The sequence below is a fragment of the Corynebacterium sp. H113 genome, from assembly GCF_037572315.1.
GTDB lineage: Bacteria > Actinomycetota > Actinomycetes > Mycobacteriales > Mycobacteriaceae > Corynebacterium.
The window spans coordinates 23,148-41,886 of record NZ_JBBHKZ010000005.1; the positions used below are offsets into that span (position 1 = coordinate 23,148).

Below are 18,739 nucleotides of genomic sequence, written 5' to 3' on the forward strand. Positions count from 1 at the left end.
GTCGACTGGACATAAGTCGATTCCATTTCGTAATCTTGCTGAGACATTGCAGCGGGGCCACAAAGTGTGGTGGCCGCTCATGGACAAGAAACCAGGCCAAATCAATTCCCTACAAGGAATTGAACCGGGGAACCACCTCAAACCATGGGGTGAATCTCACCGGTATTTGCCGGTGGGTAGGAAGTTCTTCCATACGCTTCCGAACCCGTCAGCTAACCCGGTCGGCACTAAACAGGAAGATTCGGAGTCTTTATCATGGGTATGCATTCCCGCCGTTCCAAGATTGCACGCAACGCAGCAGTTTTCTCTGCAACCATCGCTGGTGTTACCGCACTTGTTGCTCCAGCTGCATCCGCAAATCCACTTGCTCAGGTTCCAGGCCTGGACATGATCCCAGGTGCTCAGCAGGTTGTTGACCAGTTCGGTCAGTACATCCCACAGGGTGACATCGCTTCGCAGATCCCGGCTTCGGCACAGCTTCCAGGTGCTCAGCAGGGATTCGAGCAGGTCAACAACTTCGTAGGTAATCAGGCGGACGTACCTTCCGTAGGTGGACAGTCCGGCGTTGTTGCAGCAGCTCGCTCCCAGATCGGTACCCCATACGTTTGGGGTGGCACCCAGCCAGGCGGCTTCGACTGCTCCGGTCTGACCCAGTGGTCTTACTCCCAGGTTGGCAAGTCCATCCCACGCACCTCCCAGCAGCAGGCATCTTCTGGTGCTCCAGTTGCTTTCGGTGCAAAGCAGCCAGGTGACATCATCTCCTTCTACTCCGGCGCTAGCCACGTTGGTATCTACTCCGGTGGCGAAAACGTTATCCACGCTCCAACCGAGGGTGACGTTGTGCAGGAATCCCCAATTTCCTACATGCCAGTTAACAACGTGGTTCGCTTCTAATAAGCGTTTCTTGTTTCCATTAGGTGTCAGTAGTCGGCACCTAGTTGGTTAATACGCCGTAATTGAATAGATTCTTATCATCCTGTTTCAAGGGCGAGGTTCCACTGTGATGGAAACCTCGCCTTTCGGCGTTTTCTCGGTCGAACTTCAGTTCAATATGCCTGGTAGATACTGCTAGTATCGATGGCAGTAGTTTCTTTAATTCTGTTCTTGAAAGGCGTACCAGTTGTCTAAACGAGGACGTCGTGGTGCTTCTTGCTCCACCACCCGCGGAGCGCTTCTTGCAAGTGTCGTAATTTCGGCGATGTTGGTTCCTGTAGCCGTAGCGCCTTCCGTGTCGGCGCAACCCGTCGAGTCAAATAATGTGTTCGCTCAGATCGAGTCACTGTCGCGCGAAGCGTCAGCTGTTTCTGAGGAGTACATCCGCATCGACGAAGATGTGAAGGCGAAGGAAGCTGAGCTTGCGGGTTTGGAAACTCGCGTCACCCAAGCGACGGAGAGGGCAGAGAGCCTGCGGAGCTCTGCAGATGAGTTGAAGGGTGATGTCGGTACGTATGCCTTGCAGCGTATGCGTGGCCAGACTCTGGATCCGATGACTGCGGTTCTTGGCTCAGATGACGCGCAGTCAGCGATTGACCGTTCGGCGTATGTCAATCAGCTCGCTCGCGACAAAGAAAACAAGCTCGCTGCAATTTCTCAGGCGCAACGCGCTGCTGCTGATGAGTACGCGGCGGCTTCCTCTGCCCGCACTATTGCGCAGTCGGAGCTGAAGGGTCTGGAAGTAAAGCGTGGCGAGCTCGACAAGCGCGCTGACGAGCTCGAAGCCTCCATCGATGAAGTTACCGTGCTGGTCAATGCGCTTACTCCAGAAGAGAGAATTGTTTGGGAAAACAAGAACAACCCGGTCACGGTTGGGTTGGAGACGTTCACTGGATCTTCTGCAGCGGTTGATGCCGCGATGACCAGGATTGGTGCACCCTATGTGTGGGGCGCAACCGGTCCGGATTCCTTCGATTGCTCAGGTTTGATGCAGTGGGCATATGCGCAGATCGGCAAGTCCATCCCACGCACTTCCCAGCAGCAGCTCGCTGGTGGCACCCCAGTCGCGTTCGAAGATCTGCAGCCAGGTGACCTGATCGGCTTCTACCCAGGTATTACGCACGTCGGTATGTATGTTGGCGATGGCAAGATTATCCATGCAGCGGACTACGGCATTCCTGTTCAGGTAGTGCCGATGTCTCAGGGGGGTCCATACCAGGGGGCTGTTCGCTTCTAGGCATTGCACGCTTCTCCGGGCACATTCGCTACTGTTGCGGGTGTGCCCGGACGTGTTTTGCTGATTACTAATGATTTCCCACCCCGCCAGGGTGGTATCGAGTCGTACCTTCGTGATTTCTGCGACTGCTTGAACCCTGAAGACATCACTGTTCTCGCATCGACTCGAGCTCCGGGCGCGGAGACGGTCGAGCACGACTCAGCGTTGCCATATCGAGTGCACCGTCTGCGGGATCGGGTCTTGCTGCCACTTCCGCACGTAGCCCGTGCAGCTGCGAAGATCATCGCTGACGAATACATCCATACCGTATGGTTCGGAGCTGCGGCACCAATGGGTTTGCTGGGCGCTGCTTTACGACGAGCCGGTGCCGACCGCGTCGTTGCCACTACTCACGGCCATGAAGTGGGTTGGTCCATGGTTCCTGGCGGGAGGCAATCACTACGGACAATAGGCCGTTCCGCGGATGTAGTGACATACATTTCGCAATACACGCGCAATCGTTTTGCAGCGGCGTTTGGCGCTGGTACTGCGTTTGAACGATTGCCTTCTGGCGTCGACATTGATCGTTTCGCGCCTAACGCTGAGGCTGGTCTTGCTATTCGTCAACGCCATGGACTTGATGAATCCACTCCGCTGATCGTGTGCATTTCTCGGCTCGTCCGTCGTAAAGGGCAGGATATGTTGATTCGAGCACTGCCTGCGGTGCTTGCCGACGTTCCCAATGCCAGGTTGATGATTGTGGGTGCAGGTGGGCGTCGCGAAGCTCTAGAGAAACTGGCGGAGCGAAAAGGGGTAGCGGACCGCGTCATTTTTACGGGAGCTGTCCCGTATGAGGAATTGCCGGCGCATTACAACGCTGCGTCTGTCTTCGCGATGCCAGCACGAACCCGAGGGGCAGGGTTGGACGTGGAAGGTCTGGGCATCGTGTATCTCGAGGCGCAAGCGTGCGGTGTGCCAGTTATCGCGGGCGATTCTGGTGGCGCGCCGGAGACGGTTATTGATGGCGAAACTGGTTTCGTTGTCGGTGGTCGAGATGTAGCTGGATTAGGTAGCGCGTTGGTCAAAGTCTTGGCGGACCCAGTGCGCGCTGCGGAGATGGGTGCTGCTGGTCGTGCGCATGTCGCAGAGCATTGGACGTGGGATGTGATGGGCGCGCAGCTTCGTCGAATCTTGGCTGTTGATACTGAATAACCTTCTCGCTGCATTCCTAGGTAGAATGAGCGAGTTCGTTCGTATCTAAATGCATTCAGATGTGCACTTTGGGTAGCGCACCTTAAAAACAATGGAGTTTGCAGTGCCTTTGGAAGCCTCTCCGCAGCAGATGCAAGATGTAATGCCGACAACGATCGGCTTCGACATCGGCGGCACCAATCTGCGTGCAGCAGTGGTGCGCGGAGACGGAACGATTGTCGAAAGAATGCAGACATCTTCCGACGGTTCGGTGAAGGCTGTGGAAGACGGCATCGTTCGAGTGACAGAACGTTTGTATGCCATGCATCCTGAAGCTCAGGCGGTGGGGTTGGCGGTCGCTGGGTTCTTGGATAAGGATCGGCAACGAGTGCGCTTTGCGCCGCACTTGCCGTGGCGTGACGCAGATGTAGTTGCCCGACTGAGCCCTCGGCTTCCAGTACCTCTCGAACTCGAGCACGATGCCAACTCGGCCGCGTGGGGTGAATACAAATTCGGTGTCGCACAGAACGTTGATAATTGGGTTCTTTTCGCTGTCGGCACCGGTATTGGCGGCGCCATGATGCACAACGGCGAGATCTTCCGTGGTGCATACGGCACTGCACCAGAATTCGGTCATCTCACAGTTGTGCCCAATGGCCGCCCATGCTCGTGTGGCAAGCGTGGCTGTCTCGAACGCTACTGTTCTGGCACAGCACTTGCAGCCACTGCTTGTGAGCTTGCCTCGACCCGACGCTTTGCGACGCCACTCGTCGAATCATGCCTCCGTGGAGAAGTCACAGGCACTGACGTGATGGTGGCAGCACGAAATGACGATCGACTTGCTGTCGCCGCAGTCCAGGAATTTGCTCATTGGTTGGGGCAGGGGTTGGCGCTGGTAGCGGACATCTTCGATCCTGAGCTCATTGTGATCGGAGGTGGCGTGGCCCAGGCAGCAGACCAGTATCTGGACACTGCCACAGCATTGCTGGGGCGTTACACCACTGGAGCTGGTTATCGTCCGCTTCCACGTGTTGATGTGGCCTCGCTCGGAGTGGATGCTGGCTTGATTGGGGCTGCGAACATTGCAGCGACGAGCGTCGTCAAGAATTCCCGTACGTAGTTTTCACGGAGAAATTTAAGCCACGCCCTTGCGAAGGCCAGCGAATGTCACAGCAAGCGGTAAGATTCGACCCGTGAACAATCGGTGGTATTGGTTTTTTAAGAACATTCTTATCGGCCCATTCCTTCGGGTATGGAACCGTCCGTTTTACAAGGGTGGCGAGAAGATCCCCGAAACCGGTGGAGCTCTGATGGTGAATAATCACCTCGCGGTGATGGATCACTTCTTCTTCCCGCTGGTGTGTGATCGTCAGCTCACGTTCCTAGCAAAGCAGGAGTATTTCACTAACCCTGGTTTGGTTGGCCGGATCCAGAAGTTCTTCTTCACTTCGGCAGGTCAGGTTCCCATTAACCGCGAGTCTGGCGATGCGGCTCGTGATGCCCTGCAGGCTGGACTGAAAGTGCTTGAACGCGGTGATCTGATCGGCCTGTCCGCCGAAGGTACACGTAGCCCAGATGGGCGACTGTACAAAGGCAAGACTGGTGCTGCACGTATGGCTCTCAAGAGCGGTGCGCCGGTAGTTCCCGTCGCTTTGATCAATACCGAAAAGGCGAATCCAATTGGTACCTGGATTCCACGCCCATACCGCGTTGGCGTCGTCGTCGGCGACCCGATTGACCCAGCTGATTACGCAGACATCACCGATGAGTACCAGGCTGCTCGTGCGCTGACGGACGACATCATGAAGGCTCTACAGGAACTCTCCGGCCAGGAATACGTTCATGAGTATGCGTCGGTCGTGAAAGAGTCGCTGAACGCAGGCAAGGGCTACCCAGAGGGCACGGAACCAGGTGGCGCACTGACTACACCAGCAACGAATCCAGTACCACGCGGATAACACGATGGTGGCTAACGTAAAGTAAGAGCGTGCGCTATTTTTATGACACCGAGTTCATCGAAGACGGTCACACCATTGACCTAGTATCTATCGGTGTCGTCTGTGAGGACGGTCGAGAGTACTACGCAGTATCGACCGAATTTGATGAACGCAAGGCAGGGCAGTGGGTTCGACAGAATGTGCTGAACCAGTTGCCAAGCCCGTCGTCCCCACTATGGAAGTCCCGCGCAACCATTCGAGAGGAACTCACCGAGTTTCTTTGTCCTCGCGGCGATGATCGCCCGGAGCTGTGGGCGTGGATCGGCGCTTATGACCATGTCGCATTTGCTCAGCTGTGGGGAGATATGACGAAGCTCCCACGACAGATGCCACGTTTCACCCGTGAACTACGTCAGTACTGGGAAATGGCTGGTAAGCCACGACTTTCGAAGCAGGCTGACGGAAAGCACGATGCTTTGGCAGATGCCCGGCATAACTTGGTTCGTTTTAACGAGATCGCGAAGGCGTTGCCTCTCCGCTGATGCGACCGAACACGACATTGTGTGTCATGTCAGTTCTCGACGAATTGCTGTGCCGGTGCCAGTTTCGGTGATCGGCACAGTGCCCCCGGTTATCACTAGAACATGGCTAGTTAGGTCCAGCAATGTAGTTAGTGGCTAGAATGTTCCATTGTGAGTTGGAGCATTGACCTACCCGTAGACGAATTGCCTGATCTGCCACCATTGCCAGCGGACCTACGTGCCCGTTTGGATGAGGCACTGACCAAGCCGGCATTGCAGCAGCCGAGCTGGGATAAGGATCACGCGCATCGCGTGCGCCGCATCCTTGAATCTGTGCCACCTATTGTGGTCGCGCCGGAGATTCGTAAGCTCCAACAGGAAATGGCCGACGTGGCTAACGGTCGCGCATTCCTTTTGCAGGGTGGCGACTGCGCTGAGACGTTCGAGTCCAACACTGAACCGCATATTCGCGCGAATGTGAAGACCCTGCTGCAGATGGCCGTAGTTCTTACGTACGGTGCATCGACCCCAGTGGTGAAAATGGCTCGTATTGCAGGTCAGTATGCGAAGCCACGCTCAAAGGACATCGATGGCGATGGTCTGTTGAGCTACCGAGGTGACATGGTTAATGGTGTCGAGCCAACAGAGGAGGCTCGCGTCCACGACCCAGCTCGAATGGTTCGCGCCTATGCTAACGCATCTGCCGCCATGAACTTGGTTCGTGCCCTCACTAACTCCGGTACCGCTGACTTGCATCGTTTGCACGAGTGGAACCGTGAGTTCGTCACCAACTCGCCAGCAGGTGCGCGCTACGAAGATTTGGCGCGCGAGATCGACCATGCGCTGTCCTTCATGGCAGCCTGTGGTGTGTCGGATACCAATTTGCAAACCGCGCAGATCTACTCATCGCATGAAGCATTGGTCGTGGACTACGAACGCGCGCTGCTTCGCCTGGCCGAAGACGAGGACGGCAGCGAGAAGCTGTACAGCCTGTCTGCCCACCAGTTGTGGATCGGCGAGCGTACCCGCGGTCTTGACGATTTCCATATTGCGCTGGCTGCGCTGATCGGCAACCCAGTGGGTGTGAAGATCGGCCCGACGACGACGCCGGAAGAGGCTGTTGCGTACGTCGAGAAGCTAGATCCATTGAACCAGCCAGGTCGATTGACTCTGACCTCGCGCATGGGCAATGACAAGGTTCGCTCGACATTGCCAGCAATCGTCGAAGCTGTGGAAGCTACTGGCCACAAGGTGATCTGGCAGTGCGACCCTATGCACGGAAACACGTACAGTGCATCCAACGGTTACAAGACCCGTCATTTCGACCGTATTGTTGACGAGGTGCAGGGCTTCTTCGAAGTTCACCGCCAGATCGGCAGCCACCCGGGCGGTTTGCACATCGAGTTGACCGGTGAAGACGTAACGGAGTGCCTCGGTGGTGCGCAGGACATTCTTGATGTTGATTTGCCAGGTCGCTACGCATCAGCGTGTGATCCGCGATTGAACACCCAGCAGTCGCTGGAACTCGCGTTCCTTGTTGCGGAGATGCTTCGTAACTAGTCAGCGCAACTGGTTAAAACATTGCACACAGTGGGGTCGACCTATTTTCAGGTCGACCCCATAGTTGTTCAATGGTGAAAATCAGCAGCGATCAGAGAAAAGTGCCACGAAACGAATGCTTTTCGTTTGTGCTGCTACAGAGTTCGAACCGTCACCTTATCGCCAGACTTCGCGGATTTCCCTGCGCGTGGAGTTTGAGTAATGACCAGTGCGTTTTCGCCACCATCATTCTTCAAATCGAGTTCAAGTCCCGCCTCGCTGACCGCAGTACGCGCTTCGGCAACGGTCATCCCAATCACCATGGGCACACTGACGCGGTTTGAGACAACGATGTCAATATTTGGCTCCGCCGGGTCAACTAGTTTTCCGGCAGCGGGCGAGGTCGACTCGACCTGACCGGCTGGCAGCGAAGACGACGAGGTTTCCTTTGTCTCCGTCACAGTCAACCCCGCAGCGTGCAGAGCGGTGGTGGCTTCCTCAGCGGACATGCCCCGGACATCGGGCACTTCGATGGCATTATTAACAACAAGCGTGACCTCAGAGTCGCGTTCCAGACCAACTCCCGGTTCAGGTGAGACATCGAGGACTTCGTTCATGTCCGCTCCTGCCTCAAATTCCGTGTCAACGCGCGCAACTTTAAGCCCTGCTTCTGTCAACCGGGAACGAGCAACGTCTTCGGAGTCACCGATAACGTCGGGGACCTTCACAGGAGCGGCGCCCTTTGAGTGGTACACAGTCACAGTGGAGCCAACGAGTACAGCTTCACCTGGCGACGGTTGTGTAAACACCACTCCTCCGACAGGAACGTCATCTGAAAAGACTGGGTTGCCGGTCTTTTCCTTCAGTGTTCTTTCGGTAAGGGCAGCAGAGTAGTCAACTGCCGAACTATCCGAAGGGTAGCTCGGCACTACCGGTTTTCCCAGGCTGATCACCACTGCAACGTCTTCGCCTTTGACAACCTCACTGCCGACGCTGGGGTCGGTCCCGATGATGTGCGTCTTGGGGACACTGTTGTGGTACTCGTCCTTGGTCACCGGCGTAAAGCCAGCATCCGTCAAAGTCGTTATCGCTTGGCTCTGCGTCATTCCCGAGATAGATGGCACTTCGCCATAACGCCCCGAACCAAGCCACCATGCACCAAGACCCATGCCAAAGGTGGCAACCAGCGCAATGATGAGCCAGATCGCGCATCCGGTGCGCGTACGCTGACGACCAGCACGCTGGTGGGAGCCACCATTCTCAACCTCGTCGGTGTCGACTTCCCGTGGTGGGAACCGTTCCGGAACTGGAGCTTCTGCCTGGTACTGAGTTGTCTGCGAATCAACGGATGGCGCAATGGCCGGTCCAATGGGAACCGCCGGGCCAGGTGGTGCTGGGAACAGCACGCCCGTTTCATTACCGCCGTCATCGACAGCCCAGTCTTCCCGTGCAACCTTGGTGAAGTTCAGTTGTGAACCGGCTGCCTCGGCAGGCCGGGCTTCCGGACGGGTATTCATCTGTGTTGCTGCTGCCTCCAACGCACGATGCGAAGCGGAGTCAACCGGCGCTGGAACACGGAACCGTGGCAGACCGAGCTTTACGACGACGTCGTCAAGCGCTTCTCCAAACTCCACAGCAGTAGCGAATCGTTCGTGCGGATCGCGGGCACAGGCGCGGAGGACGAGATCATCGAACTCCGGGGGAACTCCATCGATGAGCTCGGACGGAGGAGGCACATCTTCTTTGAGACGCTTGAGAGCGATGCCGAGTGAACCATCACCAGTAAACGGTGTCTCACCAGTGAGCAGCTCGAACATGAGGACCCCCGCCGAATACACATCGGATGCGGGGGTGATGTCAGTTCCGGTGACTTGCTCAGGGGAGAGGTAGGCAACAGTGCCGACGATGACGGACGTAGACGTGATCTTGGCATCGGCCACAGCCCGCACGAGCCCAAAATCGGCGAGCTTTACTCGGCCGTTGTCGGAGATCAGGACGTTTTCCGGTTTGATATCGCGGTGCACCATGCCACGTTCATGCGCCAGTGATAGAGCTTCCAGAACCGGCTTCATCACCGCTGCAACCGCATGCGGAGGCATGGGGCCACGTTCGCGCAGTAGCTCGCGCAGCGTGCCGCCGTCGACAAGTTCCATGATGAGAAAGACGTGTCCAGCTGAGTCGACTCCCTGGTCATACACATTGACCAGGGTTGGATCCGTCATGCGCGCGACCGCACGAGCTTCGCGTTCAAAGCGGGCGCGGAACGATGCATCGTCAACGAACCGGGGATCCATGACCTTTGCAGCAACATGGCGACCGAGGCGAAGATCCGTGGCACGATGCACCGTACTCATGCCACCACGCGCAATGGTGGCGCCGATGCGATAGCGACCATCAAGAATGTCGCCTTCACGCAGTTCGGCCATCCGAGTCCGCCCCTTTCCGGAAAAACAAGTTTTTGTACTACAGCGGTAAGGTTACCTGTGTGAGAAAAATCCCTACCTGTACGGACATTCTAAATCCTGAAGAATCCACCCTAACCCTGCCAGATGTCGCGGATCGTATTGGCGTCGTTGTCACTCGTGTCCACTCGCTGCTGCAGGAGGGCAAGCTCGTTGCTGTTATGCGTGACGGAGTTCCGCGAATCCCTGAGCGCTTTCTCGACGACGATTCGGTGAATCGCTTTGTCCCCGGAGTTTTAGCAGTGCTGTCCGATGGCGGGTTCTCAAAGGAAGAATCACTGGAATGGCTGTTCGCCGACGATGAGTCGTTGCCAGGACGCCCAGTTGACGCGCTGCACGGGCACCTTGCACGTGAGGTCATGCGTCGTGCGCAGGCAATGGCGCTGTAAAACTCTGTCGCTGTAACTAACAGCCTGGTTTATTTAGTTTGCGCTGTTAGCGCACGTAGCCGTTTTTGTGGTCTGCCGGCGATCCACAGCAACATGCCAGCAGCTCCATTAGGAACGGCTACTTCCATTTTTCGAAGCTGCGGAACAACTGCGCGACCAGCGAAAACGTCATAGTTCGCTTTGACAATTTCGTCGAGAATATCCGAATACAGGACACGCGCCGTTCGAATGGCCTGTCTACTTGGCACCGCCAACATATCGATGCCTTTCTCGGCAGTGCGATACATCGACTGGTTTACAGCAATGAAGTGAGCAATCGCGGATCGAACTCGTGCATCTGCACATCCGTGAACATGGCAGTACCGCAGCCGATCCTCATCGACACCGAATGCCTCCCACTCATCGAGGGGGAGATACACACGATCGCGTTGCAAATCTTCCGATACATCACGCAGGAAATTCGTGACTTGGAAGGCTCGTCCTAACTCAGCTGCGTAAGGGGCGGCGTCGTCACGTGATACCGACGCTCGGGTGCCCAGAATCGGCAGCACTTCCAGCCCAATGACAGCGGCGGATCCCCACATGTACGAATCGAGTTGCTCCCACGTGCGAAAGTGTGAAACATGACCGCCGGTACCGGGGATATCCATGAGCATCGACTCGAGGAAAGCATCGGTGAGTTCCGTCGAAATACTCCACTCGCGCAGCGTGTGCGCTGTGGCAGCGAGGATATGATGCTCTTTCTCGCCGAACTCTGTGAGGACTGACTCTGGGACGGAGCCGTCGTGAAGCGTTTGGTGCAGAGCCTCATTGAGCGCCTGCACTCGTTGCTCGACAGCCTCAGCGTCTCTCACAGGGGACACTGAGCCATCGTCCAAGTCCACGTAATCGTCGATGCATCGCGCCCAGGCATACAACGCCCAAATTGCTAGACGACGACGCCACGGAAGCAACCGAGTCGCAAGAGCATACGTCTTGCCGTTTTCTTCGGTGACATCGCGGCACAGCTCGTATGCCTTCATCAGATCGTTCACTTGGCAGCGTCCTCTCGCCACTTCAGTGAGCCGTTCACCTTGCCGGTGAAGAGCCACGCGGTGGCAAACCATGCCGCAATAGTGACAACAGCCATCCACGTTGGGTCGTAGAAGCGGTTATTGCCACCACCGGAAAACGACAAGCTAAGAATCAGCGTCGCAATCACAGTGCCTTGGATGAGCCAGCGGCGAGGCTTCACCGCACCCATGGGAGTAAGCAAGCTCGCGTAGTACCACGGCAGGGCAACGGCATTGAATACACAAGCAACGCCGTAGGCCGCGACCATACCCAGCACATTGCGACGCGGGTTCTGGAAGAACAGGAACCAGCACACGACGAGTCCGGCCAACATAATGATGGACGACGCGATGCGGGTGTACGTCACGATGATGTTAAACGTGACATCATCGTTGATAAACGCCATGATCTTCGCAATAACGTTCGCCACTGCAGACGGTGCTGCCAGCGGATTAATCACCTTTGTGTTGCCACTAATTTCCGTGACCCAGCCCCACGTCGAGCCGGACAGTTTCGTTACCAGCGCCAGCGTCGCAACCATGATGGCCGCCAACCCGATGCCCACACCAAGGATGTGATGGAGGCGCTTAAACATATCCGTCCAATGTTCCATAGGCTTCTGGCGAGTAATGACCATCCACACAATAAAAGGCAGCGCAATCACTGCGGTTGCTTTCAACGACACAGCGATGCCGATGAGTACAGCCGACACAATGGCACCACGTACTGGGCGTGACTCCAGAGCAGCAACTAACGCTAAGGAAACCAGCCCGACCATCAATGCTTCGTTGTGTAATCCAACGACTAGATGCAACAGCACGAGGGGATTCAAGACTCCAAGCCATTGGGCAAGGACGGGGTCGCCACCAAGCTTCGTCGCAAGGCGTGGCACTGACCAGATGATTGCGTAGAAACCGGCAAGACACAGGATCCGGAAAAGAATGACACCAACAGTGATGTTGTCACCAACGATGCGCGTCACCGCTTCGCCGATACCGAGATGCAGCGGGCCATACGGGGTGGTGGTGTTGCGCCAGTCTCCCGAGACTTCGAGCAGCATCGGACCAGGATTGACTGCAGCGCCTTCGGTGTAGGGGTCGAACCCGTCACGCATCATCGCACCCTGCATCAAGTACGAGTACACGTCGCGCGAGAATGTCGGCGCGGACAAAGACAGAGGGATGATCCACCACAGCAAATTCCGGTTGATGGTCGCCAATCGAGCCTCGCGAGGTGAATCGATAGCATCGCCAGTACGACCCCACAAGACATTGCGACCAAGCAGCAGCCAGGCCCCCAGCACACCGACGATGCCGATCCAGATCATTGCCTCAAACAGCGCAAAGCCATGTCCGTACGTAATCCAACCCATACCGAGCGCATCAACGATACCACCGCGATACCGCGTGGCTCCGGCGCCGAATGAGCCGATTGCGATGAGAATCGCACCGATCGCGCCAAGGTGGGCGCTGGATAAACGGCTCATCCTTCATCTTCTTTCGCTGTTGATGGCATCACACTAGGCACAGAAGCGGTGCCAAATCGTTCTGCCGCGAGGCGCCCTGACACCATGACAGTGGGAACACCAACACCTGGAACGGTGGTTGATCCAGCCAATACGATATTGCCTGGCATCCGGTCAGAGAAATTGCGGGGACGGAATGGGCCGGTTTGCCGGAACAGATGCGCCAACCCGAACGGTGAACCGTCGCCCATGCCCTGTTCTGCCCAGGTTGCAGGAGTATCGATTTTGCCGGCGATCCATTGCGTGGAAATACCCGCGAACCCCCGTTCTTCCAGCTCCGTTGTGACTTCTGCGATGTAGGCGTCGGTAACCGATGCCCAATCGATTTCCGCCGACTTCAAATTTGGGCATGGAGCCAGCACACTGACGGGTTCCCACTGGGTGCCGTTGCTATCGGTCACAATCCTCGTCGGATCGGTATGCGCTGGCCTCGTAATGAGCAGCGACGGATCCGACATAACTCGACCTCGCGTAGGTGAGGAAATCTCCTCGAACGTTTGATTCCAGTGCTCACCGAAAGAAATGTTGTGGTGCGACTGTGGCCACTTCTTTGCGACGTCGACAGGTACAACACCATGAGCAACGACTGCAGAAGGAGAGAAGCGAAGGGGGACTGGCCGGAACGGAACATCCCAGCCAGCATCCTCCAGCCATTCTTCGACGACGGGTAGATCCGTCGTTGCGATCACACCATCACAAGACAGAGCCGTGGGGACTGGCGTTGGCGAGCTAGACACGACAACTTCATTGACCTGCCACGTGTCGTTGTCGATGTCGAGGCCCAACACTTTGGTCCCGGTGAGGATGGTGCCACCTGCGTCGCGAACAGCAGCCGCGAGGAGTTCAGGTACAACACCTAGTCCGGAACCCCAACGCTGAGAGAGCGGGTAGTAGACACCCATGGACGTGTCCATGTGGGAAATGCATCCATAGACTGCGCGAGCACGCCGTGGCGTTACGCCTGCGTATAGTGCTTGAAAGCTGAATACCCGCGACAGCAGTTCGTCTGGCAGGAAGCTGCGAATCTTCGATTCCAGACCACCAAAAGCACCGTTGCGCGCCAGCCAGGTCAAGTCACGAATGCTTGTGCCGTCGCCGACCATATTCAGTGGTGAGTCAAAACTGCGAGACATGAAGTTGGCAAAGGACGATTCGAAAACGCCCTCGAACCAGCTACGAAGTCGGCGATACCCTGCAATATTGGTGTCAGCTGCAGCGGGGTCAAAGTCGCGCAATTGGTTTTCCATCAACGCTGGTTCACCGAAAACTTGCAGACGTCGACCATCCGTAAACATGGCATTGTAAGCAGGCGACATCTTCTTCACGACGAGCGAAGGGTCCACCTCCGCCATCGACGTGCCGACCGCAGCCAAGGCATTGTCGACGAGTTCCGGCATCGTCCATACCGTCGCACCAGTGTCGAAACGAGCGGTTACAGAACCAGCCGGGGTCGTGCACTCCACATCTTCCGTGGCACACCTGCCGCCGACATGATCACTAGCCTCGACAACAGTGACGGCATATCCGGAGCCGAGCAGGTACAACGCTGAGGTCAGCCCCGACAAGCCAGCGCCAACGATGACGATGTGATCACCCGGCGCGGAGTCCTTCACCGTACGACGCTTATCCCAACCTAGAAAACCCACCGAAAGTCATCTCCTGCGTTACTTGGCACGTGCAGTTGCACGCTTGCCCATTTCAATGAGGCGTTGCTTGTGCGTGTCTACGATCGGGGCAACATCAATTGCCGCGAGACCTTGATTGGTTAGCCGTTCAATCTCCTTTTCGACGAGCTCATCAGCTCCCGACGCACGAATAAGTTCAGTGAGCTCGGAAATCTCCGCTGGGGTGCGGACATTGCCCAATGCATCATCGAGTCGTTGTGCCCCCGCAGGATCCGATTCCTGCAAACGTGTGATCGCGGTGCTGACCAGTACTGTTCGCTTTCCTTCACGGAGATCGTCACCCGCTGGCTTACCCGTTACTTTCGGATCGCCGAAGACTCCCAACTGGTCGTCGCGAAGTTGGAACGCGATGCCGATGTCTTGTCCGAACGTTCGGTACGCATCGAGGATTTCGGTGGTCGCGCCCGCAATCGCGCCACCGATATGCAGTGGACGAGCGATGGTGTACGCGGCGGTCTTGTACAGGTTGACCTTCTCGGCAACCTCGATGCGTGAATCGCCGGACGCTTCCGCAGTGATATCCAACAGCTGCCCACCAAGCACCTCGGTGCGCATCCTCCACCACGGTTCCCACACGCGGTCGATAGCTGCATGAGTCAAGCCAGCAGAGTGCATCATGTCATCTGCCCACGCCAGTGCAACATCTCCGGCGAGAATCGCGACGCTGCGACCGTAATGAGCAGAGCTGCCACGCCACGAGTTTTCCGCGTGCTTGTCTTCATAAATGCGGTGAATCGTTGGGGCACCACGGCGAGTATCGGAGTCGTCGATAATGTCATCGTGAACCAGAGCACAGGCTTGAATGAATTCCAATGCACAAACTGCTCGGAAAACAGCCTCCGGATCCTCTGCATCCGCAAAAGTGCCCATATTCCCACCAGCACCGAGCCAGCCCGCCCACGCAAATGACGGACGGACGCGCTTGCCACCATTCAGAGTGAAGTCCTTGAGCGAATCAACCACCATCGTAAACGCCGGATCAATGGCTGCGACACTTGCCGACCGCTCCTCGAAAAACGAAGCAAGCACGGATGTCACCGTAGCGGGAATGTCCTTGAGCGCCATGTCCGGGTGGATGTGGAGGGCAACCATGATGGGGCAGACCTTTCCATGGTGTTGTCAACCAAGATTTGAAATAGAAATGCAGAGAAACAACTGAAAACACCTGGCCCAATCCTGAGGCTTTTGCCGAAGAACGCACGTGTTTTACATCTCCACAATATGGCACCCCTTAGAATACTTGTTCATGTCCTCAACTCCGCTGCCACCTGCCGGTCTCCAAGTCCCCATTCGACAGGCACTACAGATGCCCGGCCCAGGTCGCATTCCATTCAGCGTTGAGTTCATGCCTCCGCGTGACGACGACGCCGAAACGCGACTCCTCCGCGCAGCCGAGGCTTTCCATGATCTAGGCGCGACATTCGCGTCCGTGACATACGGCGCTGGCGGTTCGAGTAGGCAGCGCACGCTGCGTATTGCCGACCGGGTATCTAAGCAGCCACTCACCACGCTTGTTCATCTGACCCTGGTCGAGCACACAGTCAGCGAACTGATGGAAATCATGCGCTCGTACAAGGAACGCGGTTTAACCAATCTTCTGGTACTCCGAGGTGACCCACCGGGAGACCCATTGGGTGACTGGATTCCCACTGAAGGCGGCCTGCACTACGCCAGTGACCTCATCGAACTGATTCGCAACGAACCTGAATTCGATGATGTGGAAATTGGCATCGCGTCCTTCCCAGAAGGCCACTATCGAGCGGCCGATCTTGAGGAGGATACGAAGTACACCATCGCGAAGTTGCGAGCAGGGGCAGAGTATTCGATCACCCAAATGTTCTTCGACGTTGAGCACTACCTGCGCTTGCGAGATCGACTAGTTGCCGCTGATCCCGTCCATGGTGCGAAGCCTATTATCCCGGGACTTATGCCCATTACGTCGCTGCGATCGGTTCGTCGACAGGTAGAACTGTCGGGCGCAGCACTTCCGTCAGCGCTTGAGGAGCGGTTGATTGCGGCAGCGAATGGTGACGAAGTGGCTAATCGAGGTGAGATTCGGAAAGTTGGTATCGAAGTCTCGACACAGATGGCCGACCGACTGATTGCTGAAGGCGCGCCGGGCCTTCATTTCATGACTCTCAATTTTGCTCGAGCTACCCAGGAAGTTCTGCACAACCTTGGCATGGCGCCGGCGTGGGGTGGGGGTCAGAGCATGGTGCGTGGAGGCTTTTAAAGCCCATTCATGTCATACGAGCGACGTGCCCACAGGAAGACCAACACCGCAGCGAGAATACCGATGGCAGACACCACCCCAGTCCAGATCAGGAGCTGATTGCGGTTGGTCTCGCCTGCAGGAGCCGAAGCCCAGAAATTGGTTTGCTGGCCACCCTTGAGTTCCCACTGCACGGTGTCATTGTGAATCGAGCCATTCGAATTGATCACGGCCTCGGGGAACGTGATCGCCAACGCCACATAGGCGGTCGGGGCGCTCTCTAGATCAGCTTGCCCCGTCACAGACACCTGACCTGCAGTGGTGCGCTCAATTTCGACATCAATCGCTTCGTCACTTGCCGACGAAACCAATGCCTGCACTTCATCGAAGCCCAGTTGACGCAACTGAATGGTCATCGCACCCGTGTCAGGGTCCGTAGTTTCGACAACTACGCGATCTTCCATGCCACCAGGAACCTGCCACTTGTGAAAGTCCGCTCGGTACGCTTCTTCAGGAGTAACACGAATATCGCCGTTTACTTGGTCATCGCCAGTGATAACCAATCCAGCTTCCGACTGAAAACACCCCGAGAGTGCTACGACAGGCGCAAAGGCAGCGATAGCCAATGCTGCTTTTCGGGCGCGCAGTCCACGAGAGTGCATGGAAATCCTTTCGGGTGGGTCGTCGAAAAGCATAGATGAATTGCAGCCCATGGGGCACGTCGGAGCTAGCGGGACGTGTTCGAAGAGGTTGGTGGAGGCGAGTCGAGTGGAAGCTTTGCGCCGAGTACTGCGAAGGGGCGGGAATCACCGGCGAACTCGAAATTGCGGAGAACATCTGTGAATCCGACGCGTCGGTACAAGCTCCAGGCTCGGTTGTTTTCGTGGGCAACTTCGGGTGTTGACAGTAAGACATGGTCCTCTGTGCGCCCAGCCAACAGCGTGCGAAGCATCTGCTCCCCAATTCCAGCGCCTTGATGGTCCGGGTGAACGTGGATTTCTGCCAGCTCAGTGTAATTAGAAAGGACAGCGCGACGATCGGCGAGCGGCCACTGGAGAGCCGCCATGCCAGCGCGAACCTGGGTATGCCACCACTGTTCAGGGCGCCCTTGATGGCAATACGCGATACCGACAAGACTGCAATCTGTGTCGAGCAACGCTTCTTTGGGAGTTACGGATTCTGGATGCTGAATAGCTGCGACAGCAGTGAATTTCGGCTCTAAACGGTGATTTGCCCACGCGCGTAGCCGCCCATCAGTAATGGCGGGGTCGTATCCCATGGCGTAGATGTACAAGCTCACGGCTTCGTGGAGACGAAGGCGGAAAGCTGAATCTGGCATGGGGAGAACGCTATATTGCACGCTGTACAGAGTAGCCTCCCCGCGCTGGTCAACGTGTCTTACTTGGTGAAAAGGTGTGGGATTCTTGCCCACATCGGAAAAGCTGGCCCTTTTCGACAGTGATTCGAACAAACGAGCTAAACTTGGGGTGTGGATGGAGTGGCGATCCGAGCTTCCCTATATCTTTCGGAGGCAGAGCGGGAAGTTTGGATTGCGGTTTCTCGAATTGCTGATTTTGTCCGTGTTCGCAGGTTCGTGCAGGAAGTAAGGAGGTTGGTTCGGATGCTGTTTAAAGATGAAACGTATGTAGTGCCGACTGGCGTTAGTGAGGAAGCGGTGATGTTTATTCGCCGTGCCCACGCCTTGCTCGCACAGGCGCGACATGCTGAGCCGGCCGAGAAGCTGGAATACAGCATGCAAGCTGCTTTTCGTGTGGCAGGTGCGGTAATTGCGCAGCGACCTGCGAAGCGCCGGCGGGGGAGTAGTAGTGCGTGGGTGCGTCTGCGCGCAGTAGCCCCGGAATACGCAGAATGGGCAGACGTTTTCGAAGAGTTTATGCCACTACGGGAGGATGTTCGGATGGGGCTGAATTTCAACCCCGATGAGTTAACGGTAGTGCGTATTAACTCGCAGGCTACTCAGTTCTTGGCAATTATTGAAGACGAAATGGGTGTATTGCCAGCGGTGGCGTAGATGTCTTTTTTCCTAGTCAGAGTGTGTTGAGTAGACTTTGGAGC

At 56.4% G+C, this 18,739-nt stretch carries 17 protein-coding genes and 1 riboswitch; of the genes, 10 read left to right on the plus strand and 7 right to left on the minus strand.

Going from position 1 to position 18,739, the window contains the following annotated elements; all coding sequences use genetic code 11:
- Nucleotides 1-84 precede the first annotated feature (84 nt).
- A riboswitch (cyclic di-AMP (ydaO/yuaA leader) is annotated at nt 85-242 on the plus strand.
- A gap of 13 nt (nt 243-255) precedes the next feature.
- The 7 genes from WG938_RS09975 to WG938_RS10005 all read left to right on the plus strand — a co-directional run bounded on the left by WG938_RS09975 (nt 256) and on the right by WG938_RS10005 (nt 7,358).
- Nucleotides 256-894 (plus strand): C40 family peptidase, encoded by a 639-nt coding sequence (locus WG938_RS09975; protein WP_339980085.1) that lies wholly within the window; start codon nt 256-258, stop codon nt 892-894.
- A 226-nt stretch (nt 895-1,120) separates the two neighbouring features.
- Nucleotides 1,121-2,170 (plus strand): C40 family peptidase, encoded by a 1,050-nt coding sequence (locus tag WG938_RS09980; protein ID WP_339980088.1) that lies wholly within the window; start codon nt 1,121-1,123, stop codon nt 2,168-2,170.
- A 42-nt stretch (nt 2,171-2,212) separates the two neighbouring features.
- Complete coding sequence (locus tag WG938_RS09985; RefSeq protein WP_339980089.1) at nt 2,213-3,361, plus strand: glycosyltransferase family 4 protein; 1,149 nt, start codon at nt 2,213-2,215, stop codon at nt 3,359-3,361.
- Nucleotides 3,362-3,452: 91 nt separating this feature from the next.
- Nucleotides 3,453-4,460: an ROK family protein gene (locus tag WG938_RS09990; protein WP_445292919.1), complete on the plus strand. Its 1,008-nt coding sequence runs from the start codon at nt 3,453-3,455 to the stop codon at nt 4,458-4,460.
- A 73-nt stretch (nt 4,461-4,533) separates the two neighbouring features.
- On the plus strand, nt 4,534-5,298 hold the full coding sequence (locus WG938_RS09995) for a lysophospholipid acyltransferase family protein (protein WP_339980091.1): 765 nt from the start codon (nt 4,534-4,536) through the stop codon (nt 5,296-5,298).
- 29 nt (nt 5,299-5,327) lie between these two features.
- A complete protein-coding gene (locus WG938_RS10000; protein ID WP_339980093.1) occupies nt 5,328-5,819 on the plus strand; it encodes a polyadenylate-specific 3'-exoribonuclease AS in 492 nt (163 codons plus the stop codon).
- Between the two features lie 150 nt (nt 5,820-5,969).
- Entirely contained in the window at nt 5,970-7,358 is a 1,389-nt protein-coding gene (locus tag WG938_RS10005; RefSeq protein WP_339980095.1) for a class II 3-deoxy-7-phosphoheptulonate synthase, read from the plus strand.
- A 134-nt stretch (nt 7,359-7,492) separates the two neighbouring features.
- Here the strand turns inward: WG938_RS10005 and pknB are convergent, their stop codons facing one another.
- Nucleotides 7,493-9,763: a Stk1 family PASTA domain-containing Ser/Thr kinase gene (gene pknB / locus WG938_RS10010; protein WP_339980096.1), complete on the minus strand. Its 2,271-nt coding sequence runs from the start codon at nt 9,761-9,763 to the stop codon at nt 7,493-7,495.
- 59 nt (nt 9,764-9,822) lie between these two features.
- On the opposite strand from pknB, the gene WG938_RS10015 reads away from it, so the two are divergent.
- Nucleotides 9,823-10,188, plus strand: coding sequence for an Rv2175c family DNA-binding protein (locus WG938_RS10015; protein ID WP_339980097.1), 366 nt, complete (start codon nt 9,823-9,825; stop codon nt 10,186-10,188).
- Between the two features lie 29 nt (nt 10,189-10,217).
- Here the strand turns inward: WG938_RS10015 and WG938_RS10020 are convergent, their stop codons facing one another.
- Genes WG938_RS10020 through WG938_RS10035 form a run of 4 tightly spaced genes read right to left on the minus strand, consistent with a single transcriptional unit; the run spans nt 10,218 to nt 15,543 of the window.
- The gene (locus WG938_RS10020; protein WP_339980098.1) at nt 10,218-11,222 is read right to left on the minus strand and encodes a phytoene/squalene synthase family protein; all 1,005 of its coding nucleotides are present in this window, start codon (nt 11,220-11,222) and stop codon (nt 10,218-10,220) included.
- Nucleotides 11,219-12,727 (minus strand): alpha-(1->6)-mannopyranosyltransferase A, encoded by a 1,509-nt coding sequence (locus tag WG938_RS10025; RefSeq protein ID WP_339980099.1) that lies wholly within the window; start codon nt 12,725-12,727, stop codon nt 11,219-11,221. The genes WG938_RS10020 and WG938_RS10025 overlap by 4 nt, the downstream gene beginning before the upstream one ends.
- Nucleotides 12,724-14,412: a phytoene desaturase family protein gene (crtI, locus tag WG938_RS10030; protein ID WP_339980100.1), complete on the minus strand. Its 1,689-nt coding sequence runs from the start codon at nt 14,410-14,412 to the stop codon at nt 12,724-12,726. Before crtI ends, WG938_RS10025 begins: the two co-directional genes overlap by 4 nt.
- Before the next feature lie 18 nt (nt 14,413-14,430).
- Nucleotides 14,431-15,543 carry a polyprenyl synthetase family protein gene (locus WG938_RS10035; RefSeq protein WP_339980102.1) on the minus strand — a complete coding sequence of 371 codons (1,113 nt, stop codon included), beginning with the start codon at nt 15,541-15,543 and terminating at the stop codon, nt 14,431-14,433.
- 154 nt (nt 15,544-15,697) lie between these two features.
- Here WG938_RS10035 and WG938_RS10040 point away from each other — a divergent pair, with 154 nt between their 5' ends.
- A complete protein-coding gene (locus WG938_RS10040) occupies nt 15,698-16,684 on the plus strand; it encodes a methylenetetrahydrofolate reductase (RefSeq protein WP_339980103.1) in 987 nt (328 codons plus the stop codon).
- Here the strand turns inward: WG938_RS10040 and WG938_RS10045 are convergent.
- Together WG938_RS10045 and WG938_RS10050 are read right to left on the minus strand one after the other, a co-directional pair.
- The gene (locus WG938_RS10045) at nt 16,681-17,325 is read right to left on the minus strand and encodes an LppM family (lipo)protein (protein WP_339980104.1); all 645 of its coding nucleotides are present in this window, start codon (nt 17,323-17,325) and stop codon (nt 16,681-16,683) included. The genes WG938_RS10040 and WG938_RS10045 overlap by 4 nt on opposite strands.
- A gap of 65 nt (nt 17,326-17,390) precedes the next feature.
- Nucleotides 17,391-18,002, minus strand: coding sequence for a GNAT family N-acetyltransferase (locus tag WG938_RS10050; RefSeq protein WP_339980106.1), 612 nt, complete (start codon nt 18,000-18,002; stop codon nt 17,391-17,393).
- Nucleotides 18,003-18,284: 282 nt separating this feature from the next.
- On the opposite strand from WG938_RS10050, the gene WG938_RS10055 reads away from it, so the two are divergent.
- Nucleotides 18,285-18,695, plus strand: coding sequence for an SAV_6107 family HEPN domain-containing protein (locus tag WG938_RS10055; RefSeq protein WP_339980108.1), 411 nt, complete (start codon nt 18,285-18,287; stop codon nt 18,693-18,695).
- Nucleotides 18,696-18,739 lie beyond the last annotated feature (44 nt).